General features: G+C 44.0%; 7 protein-coding genes and 1 riboswitch. All 7 genes read right to left on the bottom strand.

Features of this window, described 5'->3' with window-relative positions; all coding sequences use genetic code 11:
• Positions 1 to 18: 18 nt before the first annotated feature.
• Positions 19 to 10,734 carry an amino acid adenylation domain-containing protein gene (locus NSQ70_RS02020; protein ID WP_342502405.1) on the bottom strand — a complete coding sequence of 3,572 codons (10,716 nt, stop codon included), beginning with the start codon at positions 10,732 to 10,734 and terminating at the stop codon, positions 19 to 21.
• Positions 10,735 to 10,880: 146 nt separating this feature from the next.
• A riboswitch (cyclic di-GMP riboswitch) is annotated at positions 10,881 to 10,974 on the bottom strand.
• A 368-nt stretch (positions 10,975 to 11,342) separates the two neighbouring features.
• Positions 11,343 to 12,146 (bottom strand): ABC transporter permease, encoded by an 804-nt coding sequence (locus NSQ70_RS02015; RefSeq protein ID WP_327862503.1) that lies wholly within the window; start codon positions 12,144 to 12,146, stop codon positions 11,343 to 11,345.
• Entirely contained in the window at positions 12,139 to 13,008 is an 870-nt protein-coding gene (locus tag NSQ70_RS02010) for an ABC transporter permease (protein WP_327862504.1), read from the bottom strand. Before NSQ70_RS02010 ends, NSQ70_RS02015 begins: the two co-directional genes overlap by 8 nt.
• On the bottom strand, positions 13,008 to 14,099 hold the full coding sequence (locus NSQ70_RS02005; RefSeq protein WP_041091065.1) for an ABC transporter ATP-binding protein: 1,092 nt from the start codon (positions 14,097 to 14,099) through the stop codon (positions 13,008 to 13,010). Before NSQ70_RS02005 ends, NSQ70_RS02010 begins: the two co-directional genes overlap by 1 nt.
• 8 nt (positions 14,100 to 14,107) lie before the next feature.
• A complete protein-coding gene (locus tag NSQ70_RS02000) occupies positions 14,108 to 15,193 on the bottom strand; it encodes an ABC transporter substrate-binding protein (protein WP_342502404.1) in 1,086 nt (361 codons plus the stop codon).
• Entirely contained in the window at positions 15,190 to 17,175 is a 1,986-nt protein-coding gene (locus tag NSQ70_RS01995) for a hydantoinase B/oxoprolinase family protein (protein ID WP_144679653.1), read from the bottom strand. The genes NSQ70_RS02000 and NSQ70_RS01995 overlap by 4 nt, the downstream gene beginning before the upstream one ends.
• A complete protein-coding gene (locus NSQ70_RS01990) occupies positions 17,165 to 19,234 on the bottom strand; it encodes a hydantoinase/oxoprolinase family protein (protein WP_041508230.1) in 2,070 nt (689 codons plus the stop codon). Before NSQ70_RS01990 ends, NSQ70_RS01995 begins: the two co-directional genes overlap by 11 nt.
• Positions 19,235 to 19,429: the final 195 nt, after the last annotated feature.

Below are 19,429 nucleotides of genomic sequence, written 5' to 3'. Positions count from 1 at the left end.
GTCCACCTCTTCGTTTGCTTAAAATATATCCATTAGCTTTTCAAGTTCATCCATGGTCAGGTCATCGTCTCCTACATCACTAGGCGTAATTTGCGCTTCATCTTGTGATACACAATGTGAGATAAGCGCCTTCACGTTCTTTTCTAAAAGGTCCTTGAACTGTTCCATCGTTTTCTCTTCAAATTCAAGCTGGTGATATGACATCGTCATATGGAACATGCCCTGTTCTACGAAACCAACAATATCTAATGCATGAGGTTTCTCTGATTCTGGACTTAATGATTGACCTGCCTGCCAAGTGGATCGACTTAGTTCACCCCCGCCAATCTGTTCATCAAACTGACCAAGATAGTTAAAGCTGATATCTGGCGTGACATCAAATGCGAGACCGTCCTTCATTTTGTCAGGCGTTAAGTATTTTAAAACGCCATAGCCGATTCCCTTGTTCGGAATGTGTCTGAGCTCTTCTTTCAAAAGCTTGATTTGATACGAAAGATCCTCCGCATGCGACAAATCAAGCAGCACAGGATACATGCTCGTAAACCAGCCGATGGTCCGCGACACATTGACCGCCGGAAGGATGTCTTCCCTTCCATGTCCTTCAAGGTGAATAAAGTGTCTGTCTTCTCCTGTCCACTCTTTCAAGGTCAATCCTAAAGCGGTTAGCAAAATGTCGTTGATTTCCGTGTGGTACGCCTCATGTACTTCTGTCAGTAGGCTGCGTGTTTCTTCCTCAGACAGCGTAAAGCGAATGGTTTTTGTATGCAGCATTCTTTGATCCTCTGTGACATGATCCTTTTGCAGAGGTGCAGTTAAATGCCCAAGTACCTTTTTCCAATAGTCCCTTTCTGCCAGCAGCTCATCTGACACTGCGTATTCCGTCAACTTCTGGGCATATGCTTGGAATGAATGTGTTTTTTCAGGAAGTGTCAGCTCCTCCCCGCGCTTCGCCTGCTCATAAAGAGCCATGAAGTCTTCAAGGAAAATACGCCATGACACACCATCAATGACAAGGTGATGTACAACGAGCAATAAGTGATCTCCATGATCCGTACGGAAAATCGCAGGTTTGACTAATGGTCCCTCTGTTAAAGAAATACTCGCCTGCACTTCATTTGCCAGCTTTTCTACCTGCTGGATTTGCTGTGATCGTTCTCCTTGTACTTCTATCACGTCCACCGCTACATCGTTTTCGTCTACTCCACGATGACGCTGGATGATGCGTCCTTCTTCTATCGGATAAACCAATCGCAAAGCATCATGATGGGTCATCATCTGCTCGAGCACTTGTTTGACAAGCACTTCATCCAAACCATTTGCCGCATGGAGCATAACGGACTGATTCCAATGATGTTGGCTGCTGAAGTTCCGTTCAAAGAACCAGCGCTGTATCGGTGTTAAAATAACCTCTCCTTCGACAACTGACTGATCAGCTGTGAGAATATCCGCTTCTTCGATATATGGGCGAAGCTCCGCAATCGTTGGATATTGGAAAAGCAGTTTCATATCGAGCTTCCAGCCTTCTTGCGTGAGTCTGCTTGCCATTTGGATGCCTTTAATCGAATCTCCGCCAAGGAAGAAGAAATGGTCGTGAATACCAACTTGGCTGACGCCAAGCACATCTTCCCAAATGCCGCAAAGCAGTGCTTCCACTTCATCTCTTGGGGCTTCGTATGCTGTTTGATTCGCTTCCATATCAGGTGCTGGCAGTACTTTGAGATCCACTTTGCCATTTGCCGTCATCGGCAGTTGGTCTAGCTTGATGATCCATGATGGCACCATATAGTCAGGCAAGGTGCGCTTTAAGCTTTCTTTCAAAGTGGCCGCTTCTTCATCTGTGATGACGTAAGCGACAAGAGCGTCTTGATCACTTGCGTCTTTGACCGTTGTCACGACGGCTTCTTTCACTTCATTTAGCGCAAGGAGCTGGGCTTCAATTTCTGATAGCTCAATCCGGAATCCGCGGATGTTCACTTGATGGTCTTTTCTACCGAGGTAGATCAGTTCGCCATCCTCTGTCCACTTCACCAAATCACCTGTACGGTACATACGCTCTCCTGGATAAAACGGATCTGGGACAAACCGTTTGTCCGTTTCCTCTGGGAGATTCCAGTAGCCTCTTGCCAGTCCTTTCCCCGCAATCACGAGCTCACCCGGTACGCCTTGCGGCGAGAGGTCATATAACGAACCCATAATGTAAAAACGAGTATTGGCAATCGCTGTTCCGATAGGAAGCGTGCCTCGATCTGGATCAATGATCCCGCTTGTCGCCACGACCGTATTTTCTGTTGGGCCGTAGTTATTCACGAGTTTGTATGGAACGGGCTTCACCTGTTTCAGCTTGTCCCCGCCTGTCAGTAAGTAACGGAGAGAATGATTGTCCATCGACATAAACTGCTCACATAGCTGTGTTGGCAGGAACGCAATGGTGATGCCTTCGTGATTAAAATACGAATTGAGCTTGATCATATCGAGGCGAATCGTTTCGTCGATGATATGGAGCTCTGCGCCGGCCATCCATGTCGGGAACATCTCCCAAATGGAGGCATCAAAGCCAAAGCCGGCATATTTGGCGGTTCGGTCTTGTTTCGTCACCTGGAAAGCATCATTGTGCCAAAAAGCAAGATTGACAAGAGACTGATGCTCGACCATGACACCCTTCGGCTGTCCAGTCGTTCCAGATGTGTAAATCATATAAGCGAGATCCGTTGGTTTGATAGGAACCTGAATCTCGTGTGCTTCTCCTTCTACTGCCTCTTCTATGAAGAGGGTATGACCTCTGAATGAAGGTGGTGCAGTGAGCCCTTTCTGAATCAGAAGGACCTCTGCCCCGCCATCTTCCAGCATGTAGGCAATGCGCTGCGCTGGATAATCGGCATCAATCGGCACAAATGCCGCACCTGCCTTGAGAACTCCGAGAACAACGGCTGTCATCTCGAGCGATGGACGTGTGAGAATGCCGATGCGGTCTCCCGGTTTTGTGCCGCTGGAAATAAGTCTTGCGGCGACTGTATTCGCCCGGTTGTTCAGTTCTTCATACGTCCAACTTGTGCGGCAGAAAGTTACGGCTTTTTGATCAGGTACTTCTTGTGACTTTGTCTCAATCAATGCATGAACCGTTTGATCTGTCGGGACATTTAGATAAGGGCCCGACCATTCATCAAGCAGTTTTTGCTGCTGCGCTGGTGATAATAATTGCATCTGATCTAATAATTGGTCTGGTGCTGACACCATTTGTTCGATCAAGTAAAGGAAATACTCCTTCCACTTCTCAATCGACGACCGTTCAAAGATAGAAGAATTATAATCAAACACAAGCTCGATTTGATCGTCAGATTCGTTTCCAGTTAAGGTTAAGTCAAATTTCGCTATGTTCTCATTGAACGGCTGGGGAATGATATCAAGTCCATCCATCGACAGGTCACGAATATCTGCATTTTCCATCGAGAACACCACATCAAAGATTGGATGACGGCTTGTGTCGCGAACCGTTTGTACTTGGTCCACCAATTCTTCAAATGGGTAAAGTTGATGTTCATTTGCCGCTAACACAAGCTCATGAACTGTTGACGCAAATTGAGAAAATGTCTGATGTCCTTCTGGTTTTGTTCTGAGTGCCAGCGTATTCACAAACATGCCGATGACTGATTGAATATCAGGATGAGTTCTGCCCACCACTGGAGAACCGATCATGATGTCTTCTTGTCTCGAAAGCTTGCTTAAAAGCGTACTGTAGCAAGCAAGCAGCACTGTATACGTTGTACCGTTGAGTGATCTAACCAGCTCATCCAATTGCGCTTTAAGCGCACCGTCTATAGAGAATTCGACGCGGCCCCCTTCAAACGTCTGAACCTTTGGTCTCGGGAGATCCTCAGGCAGCGCCAAAACAGGCAGTTCTCCTTTTAATTGTTCCAACCAAAACGCCGCTTCAGCCTCTTTTTGTGCAAGAAATTTTTCACTTGTTGACCAAACCGCATAATCCTTATATTGAATAGGCAATTCATCAAGTTCGTCTCCTCGATACAAGATCGATAGCTCATCAATTAAAATACCGACAGACGCACCATCTGAAATGATGTGGTGCATATCAATCAACAGATAATGAACACTCTCCGATTCAGACACAAGCCCCACTCTAAGCAGCGGCGCTTTTTCTAAATCAAATGGACGGATAAAATCATTCATTAATTGCTGAATGTCTCGGCCTTCCCCTTCGATGTTTTCAATGTTCACAGAAACATTCGTTTCAATTCGCTGAACAGGTTCACCCTGAACGAAGTCAAAACTCGTACGGAATGCTTCATGACGATGAACAAGCTGTTTAATGGCTTTTTTAAATCGTTTTTCATCAAATACACCTTCAAGCTTTAAAGCAGCTGGCATATGATAGCTCTGCTCGGCATCTGTCATTTTTTGCAGAACAAACAATCTTTTCTGAGCAGATGTCACAGGATAAAATGCCGCTTCTTCCGCTTTCTCCACTCGTCTGATTTCAGTTCGACCTGTTTGATCCACCGCAAGGGCAAACGCCTCTAAAGTGGGTGATTCAAATAATGTTTTCAAAGTACATTCCACATGCATCTCTTCATAGAGCCTGTTCAGCATTTTCATGCCGCGCAGTGAATGACCACCGCATTCAAAGAAATGATCATGTCTGCCGATTTTCGGCACTTCAAGAACTTCCTCCCAAATGTGTGCCAATATACGCTCTGTATCTGATTGAGGAGGGACGTATTCATTTGCCGCCTGCTCACTTACATCAGGTACCGGTAATGCCCGTCTATCTACCTTGCCATTCCCCGTTAGTGGCAGCTCGTCTAATTGCATGAAGAAAGCTGGCATCATATAAACAGGGAGTTCTCGTCCTGCTTGCTCACGTAAATCCGACAGCGGAACAGCACCTTCTGCTGTGAAATATGCACACAATGTATCATTTGATATCGCAATGACAACGGCTTCCTTCACTTGCGGATGCTGCAATAGCTGGTGTTCAATTTCGCCAAGCTCGATACGCTGACCTCGAATCTTGACTTGATGATCTATTCGCCCAATGAATTCAACATCTCCATTTGACAGCCATCGTGCGAGATCGCCCGTTTTGTACATGACTTCACCAGGTCGGAAAGGATTTTCAACAAACTTTTCGCTCGTTAACTCTGGTTGGTGATAATACCCCTTGACCAGTCCATCACCTGCAACACAAAGCTCTCCAGCAACTCCCGGCGGCTGCACCTGTCCAAACTCATCGACAATATAAACAGCCGTTTGACTCACCGGCTTTCCGATCGGAATCGACAGTGCTTGTTCTTCAATGTGATTCACCGGATAATATGTTGTGAAAATCGTGCTTTCAGAAGGTCCATACATATGAATGAGTTTGTCTTCTCCAACCGTTTCAAGGGCTGCCACAACATGCGGCACAGAAGCACGTTCCCCGCCAAACAGCACTTTTCTGACGTTTTTCAGGCTGCCTTTTTTCATATCAATCAGTAAGTGAAATAGAGCGGTCGTGATCATTAAAATACTGACTTTTTCCTTCTCAATCGCGCCAGAAAGCTCATTCATATTTAAAATGTGATCCTTTGGCAAAACAATGAGTTTCGCTCCGTTCAATAAAGCACCAAACACATCAAACATAAATGCATCAAATACATAGTTTGAAAGGCTCATCACCGTGTCTTCATGATGAATGGTGAGATAATTCGACTGCTTCACTGTTCTCAAAATGTTCCGGTGCGTCACCATGTTCCCTTTAGGTTTGCCTGTCGTACCAGATGTGTAGGTCAAATTCGCCAAGTCCAAAGGCGAAACACATACAACTGGATTGCTCTCTGACTGCTGATCAACGGCTTGATCTTCTGTTTCTATGATTTTCCCTTCAAATGCAGTAAGCACAGAACGATGACGCAGCACCTGATGGGTCAGGACAAACTGTGCACCACTATCTGTCAAAAAGTGCTTGATACGTTCATCAGGGAAGTCAGGATCAATTGGCACATAGACACCGCCAGCCTTTAGCACAGCTAAAACCGACAGCACCATCTCATTGGAACGTTCAAAGAATAAAGCCGCTTTCATCCCTTTTTCAAAACCATGTTCGTGTAAATAATGAGCCAGCTGGTTCACTCTGCGATTCAGCTCTTGATAAGAAAGAACCACATCTTTACATTGCAAAGCAGGCTGATGACCATGCTGCTGTACTTGTGATTCAAATTGCGTCACAATGGTTTCTTCCGCAGGATAAGGCGTAGGTAACGGGTTCCACATCTTCAATTGAGCCGCTGCCTCTTGTTCAGACAGTAAGCGGTATGATTGAATCGCTTGCTCCGGCACTTCAACCATCTGCTCCAGAAGATAAACATAATGCTTGAGCATCTGCTCGGCAGTACTTCGTTTAAATAACGCCGTACTGTAATCGAGAACAAAGGAAAGACCATGATTTGACTCCGTCGCTTGAAGTGTGAGATCAAACTTCGCAATATGGAAATTGGTTTCCTCGACTTCGACTTTCATCTCTCCAATATGCTGGGCTGTTGAATGATCTGGCGTTAGAGTAAAGACCGTATCAAATAATGGATGGCGGCTAAAATCTCTTTGCACATTTAGCTTTTCAAGCAACCGCTCGAATGGATATTGCTGATGCTCAAACGCCCTCATCGTCTTTTCCTTTACTTGCTCAATCAACTGTGTCATTGAACCGTTAGGATCTACCTCTGAACGTAAAGCAAGTGTTTGGACAAACATGCCGATCATGTCATTCAAATCTGCATGCACCCTGCCTGCTGTTGGCGTCCCCACCACAAACTCCTTTTGACCTGTGTATTTCGCAAGCAATGTATAGTAAGCAGAAAGCAACACGGTATACAGCGTCGTATGATGATTCGCTGCAAGCTCCCGCAAACGGCCTGTTAACGTCTCATCGATGTTTCTGAGAACGCGGTCTCCAGCGAAAGACTGGACAGCGGGACGCTGATAATCCGTTAGCAGCTGCAAAGCAGGGATATCTCCTGAAAATTCTTTCAGCCAGAATGCTTCATCTATTTGACCGCCTTGCTCTGCCTGTTGTTCTTGCCAAACAGCATAATCTTGATATTGAAGCTTCAATGGCGCTTTCACTGATCCCTCATATGCGTTAGACAGCTCACGCAGCATTAAATCAATTGAAAGACCATCTGAAATCAGATGATGCATATCGAAATAGAGAAGATGCTCCTGATCATGTAAAGACTGTAGCCCAACACGCAAAAGCGGAGCCTGCTCAAGATAAAAAGGTCGGACAAATTGACGCATGTTCTCTTCCATCGTGCTGCCTGTCACCTGTTCTATTTGAAATGGAACGGATGAAGCTACCCGCTGACGAGGGACTCCTTTGACTGTATGAAAAGAAGTGCGCAGCACATCATGACGTGCGATCAGTTTTTCAAAAGCTCCCTCCAACTTCTCTCGTTGCAGCGTTCCTCTTAATTTCACAACGGCAGGCATATGATAGGCGATGCTCTGCTCCAACTGAGTCACCATATAAACACGCTGTTGTGCTGGTGACAGTGGATAATCGGCAGCAGTCGGTGCTTTCGGTATGACCACTTGTGAAGACTTTTCCGCTTGTTCAATATAAACAGCAAGTGCTGCAATCGTTTGCTGTTCAAATAAAACAGATAAAGGGACCTCCACTTGAAAAGCCCGCTGAACGAGTGTAAGAACTTTCATCGCTTTGAGTGAATGCCCGCCTAGGTCAAAGAATGAGTCGTACACACCTATGTTCTCTTGATGAAGAACGTCTTCCCACAAACGAACAAGCTTCGTTTCTACATCGTTTCTAGGCGCTACATAAACAGCACTGACAGCCTTGTCTCCTTTTAATGCAGCAAGCGCACGCCGGTCGACTTTCCCGCTAACTGTCAGTGGAAATGCCTCCAGCTGCTTGAAATAAAGCGGCATCATATAAGCTGGCAGCTGATGTTTGATAGCGGCTTGCAGGGTGTCCACGGAAAGAAATTCTTGTCGTGCTTGATAGTAAGCACTTAAAGCCTTTCCACCGTCCGGTTCATCCACGACAAGCACGACAGCCTGATCGACTCCGTCTACCTGCTCCATGACTGCCTCAATTTCACCTGTTTCGATGCGGTAACCTCTTATTTTTACTTGGTCATCTATTCTTCCAAGGTAATCAATAGTGCCATCTGGAAGCCATCTCACTACATCACCTGTGCGATACATCCGGTCTTCAGGAAAAAATGGATCTGGTCTGAATGCCTTCTCCGTCAATTCAGGCTGATTCACATAGCCCCGTCCCACTCCTATTCCCGCAATGCATAGTTCTCCCACAGCTCCCTGCACCTGTAGTTGTTCATGTTCATTTAAAATATAAATCCGATGATGGCCCAGTGGCTTTCCAATTGACACATAGCGCTGTTCTGGTGACTTCTGCAGCTCACTGAGATCTAGACGGTGAACCGCCGCATCCACACACGTTTCTGTCGGACCATACACATTCCACAAGGCAAAATCGGGCTGGCTGACACGCACAGCTTCAATCAGCGCCTGCGCTGCTTTCGCAGGGAGTGCTTCTCCCCCAATCAGCATGTGAGTCAGTGCAAGCCCATCCAAATCCGCTGCAAGTAAAAGCTGCACATGTGCTGGCGTTCCATCTGTTGCTTCAATTTGTTGTTCTTTGTAATAAGCCGCTAGCTGTACACCGTTTCGTGTCGTTTCTCTTGGCACAATATGAAGCGTATGTCCAAATAAAAGAGCAGCAAAGATTTGTTTAACAGATGCATCGAAATGGAATGGTGCAAGAAGCGCCACTTGAAGCTGATTTGCCCCCTCATACACTTCGTGATGCAGAGCATGAACCAAATGATGCAGCTGAAGATGCTCGATCATCACTCCCTTCGGCTTTCCAGTCGTACCCGATGTATAAATGAGATAAGCCAAATCCTGTGATGTCGTCTGATCGATCAGCTCAGGTAGCGGACGATCTTCTAATTCCATATGCTGCTGGACAATCATTTTTTCCGCAATGGATGAATATCGCTGAACAAACGATTCTTCTGTTAAAACGATAGAAGCACCAGAATCTTCTACAATAAATTGAATGCGTTCCTCAGGTAATGCCGGATCGATCGGTACATATGCACCGCCAGCTTTTAATATCCCAAAAATGGCAACCATCGCATCTGCCGTCCGTTCCATTAAAACGGCAACTGGTACATCACGCGAGACACCTTTCATCTGTAAAAATCGTGCCAGTTTGTCCGCTTTTTGATACAGCTCTCCATAAGTGAACGTTCCATTTTCCGCTACCACAGCTGCCCGTTCTGAATACTTTTTAGCTACCTCATCAAATAAGTGGTGAACTGGTTTCGCTCCTGGTAAATCAAATGCTTCTCCCTTAGATAATTGAAGCAGCTGCTTTTGTTCATCTGCTGGCAGTAAAGAGAGAGCCCCAATCAGCTGATCTGGCTGAGAGACTGCCGCCTCCAGCAAAATCATCAATCGATCAAACAGCTTACTCATATCGTCTTCACTAAATAGATCTGTACGGTAATCCAAATCAATGGTCAATGTATCTGTATCCCAGCGGTCTTTCACATGAATCGATATATCATTCATTCCGCTTCCACTAAAAATCGGCTCCGTAATGAACGAAAGGTTCTCTTTTTTCTGCCACTGCATGACCTGATACTCTAAAGAAATATCAAACAGGCGTCCTGTAAATCCATCTCTTTCCCTTAAATCATTCATGAGCACATTGTAAGGATATTTTTGATGACGCAAGATCTTCATCTGATCCGCCATGACCTTCTTCACGAAATCAAGAAACGTGAGGGATCCTTGCACAGATGCGCGCATCGGAATAGTCGACACAAACATCCCAATCATCTTTTTTTCCTTTGCATTTGTCCGATTGCCCATAAAGGTTCCAAGGACCACATCCTCCATGCCGCTAAATCGGTGCAAGTAAATATAGACAGCGGACATAAACATAGAAAGCATACTGACTTTCTCTTCTTCACAAAAAACGCGAAGCTTCTCCTTTAAAGCATCTGGAATATCCCCTGAAAATCTCTCCGCATGTAAACTCATCTCGTAACCTTTCTGCGGTGTTAAAGAAGCGAAATCTGGAATATTGGCAAATTGCTCGTTCCAAAAAGCTTGGTCTTTCTGAAAACGTTTAGAAGATTCATACGTTTGCTCACTCATGATGTGATCAACGAAGGAAATGTCTTCAATTGGGGAGATGTCTGTCCCCTGCAGCATGTCATGGTATAGATCAATGATTCGGTTTCCCATCAAGATAATTGAAATACCATCAGCCACAATATGATGCGCTTTACAGAACAGCCAGCACTCTTGATCACTGATTTGAAAGACCGTAAATTCGATTAAGGAACGGTCAATCAGTTCCATCGGCTCACGAATCTCCTCGTTCGCCCACGCCCTGACTTCCTTTTCACTCCATCCTTTCACCAAACGAATCGGCTGTTTTTCATATGGCTTGATATATTGAACGGGCTCCTCCTGCTCATGTTGATACACCAGCCTTAAACGAAGAGAATCAGTTTCACGAATGTACGCTTGAAGCACATCAACGATCAAAGAAGGATTTAGACCTGATACCGATCTTAACTTGGCAAACCCACCCAAATTAGAAATACTTGTGCCTGGATAAAATCTTTCCGTGTAGAATACTCGCTTTTGCGCATGTGTTAAGGGGTAATAAACTGTACTCATTCTTATCCTCCGCTCTTCTATGTTTTCTCCACCAAATGTGATACCCTGCACCCTCTATATCAAAAGAACCAAGTCTATTTCATTAAAATAGACGAATAACAGAAAAGGAGCCCACCCCGAATAAAACGGAGGGACTCCCATTTTGATTCGGTAACCTGCCGACCATAGTAAAAAAAGAAACTTTTACCTTAGGACATGGCTTTGCGTCTCTATGTTTCCATAGATTTGCCTTTTTCTTCTTTTCTTTTAGATATTTTCTATTTACGTCCACTTTATATGAAATTATTGTTTTTTTCACCGAAAAATGGGTGTAAAGATTCATGCGTTATGCCGAAGGGATCACATCATAATTTACGATATTTACCGAAAATAACTAATAATAGTTGCGTTCCACCGAAAATAAATGACCAATTACCGCAAAAATTTCATGTTTTTCCTTAAATTTTGCAAATATGACCGAAAATGTAGGAGAGAGGTCTCCTATCACGCCTCGCATTTTCTTAAATCTTAAGAACTATATTCCCTAAAACTTTGAATATTTTTACCATAAAAAACAATACAAAAAGAGCTGTCATTTCAAATGACAGCTCCTTGTTTCTTCATTATATTTACATCACCTTAGACAGACCAATCGTTTTCTCAATAATGAGCAACGCAATGATAGAAATGATAATAAATATGACAGATATCGCATTGACACTCGGATCAAAAGTTTGCTCAATGTAATTAAACGTCCTCACGGGAATCGTAATGGTTTGAGGTGAAGAAACGAACAAACTAATCGAGATTTCACCAAATGATGTCACAGCAGAAAACACGCCACCTGCGATAATGCCCGGCTTGATCAAGGGCAGTGTCACACGAAAGAAAGTACGTATGGGCCCTGCACCAAGATTCATGGAAGCTAGCTCAAGACGTGGATCAAGATTTGAAACACTGACACCCACGGTTCGTACCACATAAGGAAAACCAATGATGACATGCCCAATGACTAATGCCCACAAAGACCCTGTAAAACCCATAGCCGAAAACAAATACAGCATCGCAATCCCTAATACCACCTGAGGAATCATAAGAGGTGACAAAATAAAGGCTTGAACAGCTTCCTTTCCCTTAAAAGAAAGCCTTGCTAAAGCATAAGAAGCCATCGTTCCTAAAAGAACAGTAAGCGGCGTCACAATCAATAACAGAATCACGCTGATACGCAAAGATTCCATCCATTCTGGATTCGACACGACCTCATGAAACCAACGAACGGAAAATGAAGTCGGCGGGAATTCAGGAAAGGCATTCGGGCTAAAAGCAGAAAGAACAATGACAAGAACAGGTACGGTTAAAAAGAGATAAACGAGTGAGCCTGCGGTCCATATCAGAACCGAAAGCAAACGGTCACTTATTGATTTTTTACGCATGCATCCTCGCCTCCCATCGCTTCAATAGATAGCTTAATAGACTGACGACCGCTAGCACACAAATCAATAAAGTAAAGGACATCGCAGCGGCAAGAGGCAAATTATACACCTGCATGACCTGCTGATAAATGGACAGTGGCAAGAGCGGCTGCATCCGTCCGCCGACTAGCAGAGGAGTAATATAACTTCCTGCTGCAAGTGAGAAGACAATAATTGCTCCGGTGATCATGCCTGGAATCGTAAGCGGCAAGGTCACATGAAAAAATGTCCGTATACGCCCAGCACCAAGGCTCATAGAAGCCGGTCTTAAGTGACGGTCCATATCAGTTAAGCTCGTTGCAATAGGCAGCACTGCAAAAGGCAGCATCACTTGAACATAAGCAATAATGACCGCATTCATATTCCACAGCATCGATAGCGGTTTCTCAATCAGATGTAAATCGATCAGCATGCCATTGATCAAGCCATTTTGCGAAAGAAGAACGATCCATGCAAATGTCCGAATGACGACACTCGTCAAAAGCGGCGATACAAGTAAGATATAGAAAAAAGCCCGCAATCTTGGATGAGGTGCTTTCACTAGCACATAAGCTGCAGGATATGCCATCAATAAACAAATCACCGTTGTCTGTGAGGCCACCCACACAGTACTTCCAATTGCTTTCACATATGCATCTGTCGTAAATACATGTAAATATTGAGACAAACTATAGGATTGTAACGTATTCATCATCGAATCCACATCACGAAAACTGAGGACAAACATCATCACAAGCGGAGCAAGAAGGAATACAACTAGAAACAAACAAGCTGGCAGCAGCATAAACCAATGAAAGCGCTGATTCTTTTTTTTGATTCGCATCACGCATGCACCTTCGAATCTAAGAAAACAATATCTTCAGGCTGCCAATGAATATGCACAGTTTCTCCAACTCGAGGCAGCTCGGGAAATGCTGCGTCTGATGCATGGACAATGATTTCACCTTGATCAAGCCCAACGACCAAACGTAAAGAGTGCCCAATATAACTGACATCTGCCAACATTCCTGTGACATGATTTGGCTGAACTTCCTCCCCGCCAGAAGATAACTTGATTCTCTCAGGACGAAGCATGAGTAAATGCTTCTCGCTCTTCTCTTTAAATGCGGCAGCTTTTAGCTGAACTTGCTTCCCGTTTGATTGAGTGAAATGTGGAACAGTGTATGTGGAAGTAACTTCATCATACTCCGCTTCAAATAGATTGACCTGTCCGATAAATTCAGCAACAAAACGATTATTTGGCTGACGATATACTTCTAAAGGTGTCCCAATCTGCTGAATTTTCCCCTCACCTAATATCCCAATTCGGTCGGAAAGACTTAAGGCTTCCTCCTGATCATGCGTCACAAGAATAGTCGTAATTCCGACATTCCGTTGAATATTTCGCAGCTCCGTCTGCATATTTTTTCTTAGCTTTGCATCTAGATTACTGAGTGGTTCATCAAGAAGGAGAACAGCCGGCTGGATAGCAAGTGCCCGTGCAATTGCGACCCGTTGCTGCTGACCACCACTTAATTGGTGCGGCATACGTTTGGCAAATGACTCTAATTGCACAAGAGACAAGCTCTCCATCACCTTTTGCTTGATTTCCGCCTTCTTTTTCTTTTGAACCTTCAACCCATATGCAACATTATCAAATACGGTGAGATGTGGGAAAAGTGCATAACTTTGAAAGACCATCCCCGTTTTCCTTTGATAAGGAGGTAAAGTCGTCACATCCTGATCACCAATATAGACGACTCCTTTTGTTGGTTCTAAAAAACCACCAATGATATTGAGTAAAGTTGATTTTCCGCAGCCACTAGGGCCAAGAAGGGAGAAAAATTCCCCCTCTTTTACCGTAAGACTGACATCATCAAGAGCAATCTGCTCGCCAAAATGCTGGCTGATATGTTCCAAATTGATTCCACTCATGCGATCACCTATTTTCCTCCGCCTAGTACTTCATTCCATCGATTTGTCCATTGACCGAGCTCTGAAGTCGCTGTTTCGTAATCTACCCAAGTCAGCTTGCTATAATAATTTTCGCCAACTTTCACTTTCCCTTTAATTTTGTCTCCGTATTTCACATCAGAATTCGACATGCCATAGTAAGATTTTTCTGAGAAGGCTTCTTGAGCTTCTTTCCCGCTAAGGTAGTTTAATAGCTTATAAGCCGCTTCCTCATGCTGACTTCCCTTTGTTAACGCCCAGCTCGCAACTGCTGCCACAGCGCCTTCTTTCGGATATGAGAATCCAATATCCATCCCTTCTTCTTCAAGTGCAAATACTCGGCCATCCCAATATGGAACTGCCGTCACGTCACCACGTTCTAACAGCGTTTGAATAGACCCTGGGTTATCAGGAAAAGCAGCTACACGCCCTTTTAATTGTGCGAGGCTTTTAAATGCTTTATCAATATCCTTAGGATTTGATTCTGTCCCTCCTTGAGCATGGACAAGTGCAGAGAAAAATTGCAAGCCCGCTGAATAAGTTGGGGAAGAAATCGCCACTTTCCCTTTCAGCTGATCGCTCCATAAATCTGTCCAGCTGTTTGGCTCCTGTTTGACAAGATCTTTTCTATAAGCAATTCCAAGCTGTCCCATACTAAAGCCTGCTGCATATTGTTTTCCATCAACAGTGAGTTTCTTTTGAACAGAACGATAAAGCTTTTTCACATTTGGCGCTTGATCTTCATCAATAGGCGCAAGAACGTTTGCCGCAATACCTCTTTGAATCGTATCAGGCTGTAAAATAAGCAAATCATACGGTGGATTTTTACCATTAGATGCTTTTAATTTTGTAAACCATTCAGAATCTGCCCCAGAGACCGTTTGTACTTTAATGCCTGTATCCTTTTCAAACTTTTCGAGGATTGGCTTAATATTCTTTTCCCAATCCCCTCCGTAGACACCAACGATCACAGTCTGCTGCTGTTTACTTTGGTCCTGCCCATTTCCACCGCATGCAGACAGCAGTAACATGACGGATAGGACACCTGCAAATATGGCGATTACTCTTCTTTTCATGATTCATTTCCCCCTTTTTGTTGATTCAAGTGATGAAGTGCTTGAATAATATCCATCTTTGTTAACGGTTCCTGTCTATGACCAAAATGAGAATGAACCGCATGTTTATAGTGCGTACGCTCATTTGCTGGGTATGAACGAAGCTGCACAGCAAGCTCACTGCTGGCTTCGTCCGTCCACACTTTCTCATAAGCTGCTCTTTGCTCTCCAAAATCCCAAGCGACAGCATCAGCATCATTCATCTTTTCACGAAGCCTGCTCGTCTGTTCGTCATCAATTTTCCATTCATTATGATCTCGATAGACTTTGACGCCATATTGCTGAAGTGCTCTTTCTTCACTTAATAGCCCTGCTTCCACTTCATGAAGGACTTTTTCTTTCTTTCTAGCAAATGGATTCCCCCATCCTCCCCCACTTGGTGAAACCAATTGAACAATATCGCCTTTTTCAAGACGCATGACATCAATTTTCGGCTGTTTTTGTGTCTCCCCATTTGGTTTGGTCAATTTCACCTCACCAATTGCTCCTGCTCGGCCGCCCATTAACCCCCAAGGTTGAAACTTCATTCGTTCCATTCCTCGTGCCGTCACCATCGATTCTGGCTTGATCATTTCAAATTCTAAACCAATCGCATGTCCCCCTCTATGTTCCCCTGCTCCACCTGTGTTCGGCAACAGTTCATATCGGTGTACATGAATATCAATATGCTGTTCCAAGCTCTCGATAGGTGTATTTTTTAAAAATCCTGACGAATGATCAATTCCATCTACTCCATCAGTCCCTTTTTGAGCACCGCCGCCTCCGCCTAACGGTTCGACCACAGACATTTTTCTGCCTCCTGTTTGATCATCAGGAACAGAGAGAACGACGATAGCGGATTGACCTGCACCTGCCGCTGGCACTGCTTCAGGCAACAGCTTACCAATAGCACCTAGCACGACATTATACAGTCTCATTGTAATGGAATGCCGAATACCGACAGAAGCCGGATATTCTGGATGGACAAGCGTTCCTTTAGGTGAAATCACGTCTATCGGATACGTAATCCCACCATTAATCGGAATAAAAGGATCTTTACTAATGATGTAATTAATCAATCCTTGATATAAGAAGGAGTGCTTTTGACCATTGGTGACAAGATTAAAAGCTGTCTTAACTTGCGGATCACACTCAGAGAAGTCCAGTGTCAGCTGTTTCCCTTTGACCGTCAGCTTGATCTTTAATCGGATCGGCACGTCCGAAATCATATCATCATCCAAGTAATCAGCGAATTCACTCGTTCCATCAGGGATGGCTTCAATTACTTTTCCGGCGCGATCCTCTGCTTGCTTCAGCAGATCAATCATTCCTTGCTTCACTTCGTTTTTTCCAAATTTCTCGATCATTTCTTTCAGTCTGATTTCTGCTGTATTAACAGCGGCAATCATCGCATTAATATCGCCATCATTTAAATGACTCGCCCGGCTATTAGCTCTTAAAAAGGTACGAACAACCTGATTCTCTTTTCCACCTTCATAGATTTTCACTGGCGGAATTCTTAATCCTTCTTGATGAACATCCGTGGCAGTTGGAGAAATACTTGAAGGGACAAGACCTCCCACATCACTTACATGAACAAAAGACCAGGCATAGCTGACAATTTCATTTTCTATAAAAATGGGTTTGATGATATGAACATCTGGCAAATGAGTCGCTAAACCGTCTGTCGTATAAGGATCATTTGTGATGATAATGTCACCCGGCTGCATCGGTCCGCTTTCTTCAATCGCTTTTCTGAGACTCAGCCCTAAAAAGATCGTGACACCGACTGTTTTTGGGTAAACAAAGAAATCTCCAGAAGGCGTGGCTAATGCTGTGGCAAAATCCGCCGATTCTTTTACGAATGTTGTAAAGGATGTCCGCTCAATGACATGTCCCATGCCTGATGCAATCGCATTAAAATAACTCCTCATCATCTCAAGCTTTGCTGGATCAGTTCCCATGTAAAGCTGCCTCCCTTGAAATCACCAAGTTTCCTGAATGGTCTATGCTGCCTGCCCAGTTTGGCAAAATCAATGTTGTCGTATCATCTTGCTCAATGATGGCAGGTCCATTCACAACAGCACCTAATGACAAAGTACTCCGATTGTAAACAGATGCTTCGTACTCTTTTTCTTCTATAAAGATTCGTCTGTATGATTGTGGTATTAAAGGCTGTCCGCTGCTTTCATCAACAGAAGAGAAAGGCAGTGGAGGCGTTTCACCTATAACCCGAACTCGCAAATGAGTAAATTCAATGTTCGCCTGATCATCTCTATGGCCATATTGACGCTCATGCAGGCTGTGGAAAGCTTCAATCAGATGATAGACGTCTTGTTCCTGCTTTAGCCAATCCACCGATAATGGCAATTCAATCTCAAATGCCTGTCCTTGATAGCGGGCATCTGCTAATAACAAAATGGACGTTTGTTTGATATGTTGAATATTTTGCTGGCTGAACCAATCCGTTGCTTTGCGAGAAAGCATTTCATAATCTTGTTTTAATTCGTCCATCGTATAGTCTTGTAAGCATATTTTCTTAGACAACACAGCATCATGGATAAAATCGGCTGTAAGTGCACCTAGCGCACATAATGTCCCTGGACTTGGAGGGACGACCACATTTTTCGCATGAATTTCTCTCGCAAGGAAATTCGCGACAACAGGCCCTGCCCCGCCAAATGCTAGCAAACTAAAATCTCTAGGATCAAACCCTTGCTGCTCCATGACATTGCTTAGTTCTGTGTACATATTGGCAACAGCCACTTGAATCAACTGGTCAGCCGCCTGTTCGACCGTTTTATGAAGCTGATCAGCAATTGGCTGAAAGGCTATTTCCGCTGCAGACCGCTGCAATTGTAAATGTCCTCCGGCAAACCGATCTTGATTGAGGTAACCGCATATGAGAAATGCATCGGTTAAAGCAGCTTTTTTTCCCTTTCCATACGAAGCAGGCCCAGGCTGCGAGCCAACTGATTCCGGTCCTGCTTTAAGAAGCCCGCCTTGATCAAGCCATGCAACAGAACCTCCGCCAGCCCCTATCGAATACATTGCAACAGATGGAAGAATGATCGGAAATCCTGAAAGCTGATTCGACTGAGCCATTGTAGGCTGCCCATTTTGAATGATCGAGATATCTGCACTTGTGCCACCAACATCAAACGTAATTAAATTGGGTTCATTTGCAGATGTTGCAATTCTTGCCGCACCAATTACTCCAGCTGCCGGGCCAGAAAAAAGTGTTTTAACGGGTGAAGTGGCTGCGCTTTCTGCATCCATTAAACCACCATTTGATTGGGTAATGTATGGAGAAATTGGTACACCTTCTTCTTTCAAACGGTTTTTCAACGTTTGTAAATATTGTTTCACCTTTGGTTGAATGTACAAATTGACAACAGACATCACTGTCCGCTCATATTCTCTCATTTGTGGCCATAATTCTGATGATGTCAGGACTTCTAACTGTGGGTAATGATGATGAATATAGGCTTTTGCCTGTAATTCATGAACTGGATTTTGATAGCTATGTAAAAAAGAAATGACAATGCCTGCTAGTTTTTTAGAGATGACCTGCTGGACAGCATCATCTAATTGCTGCAGTTGGAGAGGTTTTTTGATCGAACCATCGTGTATGAGCCTTTCAGAGATTGGATATACATGTTTTCGTGGTATCAATGGTTCTGGCAATTGAGAATTGAAGTCATAAGGAATGGGTAGACGTAAACGCTGTAATGACAAAATGTCTTGAAAACCTTCCGTTACAAAAAGGGCTAAATCTGCTCCCTTTCTCTGCAATAATGTATTAAGACCGATTGTCATACCGTGTACGAGATATTGGATTTTGGATAAATCGACACCTCTTTCTTTTAGAAGTTTTAGCCCATTGATAATTCCTTGAGCTGGGTCATCTGTCACTGTAGGTGTCTTGAGTTCAGTCAGCTCCCCTGTTGCTTCATTCATCAGCGATAAATCAGTAAATGTTCCACCTATGTCTATTCCGAGCCGATAAGAGACATCCGCCATTTGTACTTCCCTCCTGTCATGTAAATGGAATCATATTTTGATAAATTACGACATTTTTTGATATTTGACTCCATATTATTAAAGCATATCGGTCTAGTCAATTTTATTTTTTTGAAATTTCTGTGTGTTAAAATCTTGAAATTAGCCTAAAAACCTGTGATAAAGCCATTTTACATAAGCAGAATTGTAATATGA

The organism is Bacillus sp. FSL R5-0397 (genome assembly GCF_038593395.1).
Lineage (GTDB): Bacteria > Bacillota > Bacilli > Bacillales > Bacillaceae > Bacillus > Bacillus altitudinis.
The sequence above is the reverse complement of the archived record's forward strand: the minus strand, read 5'-3'. Positions and strand labels throughout refer to the sequence as shown.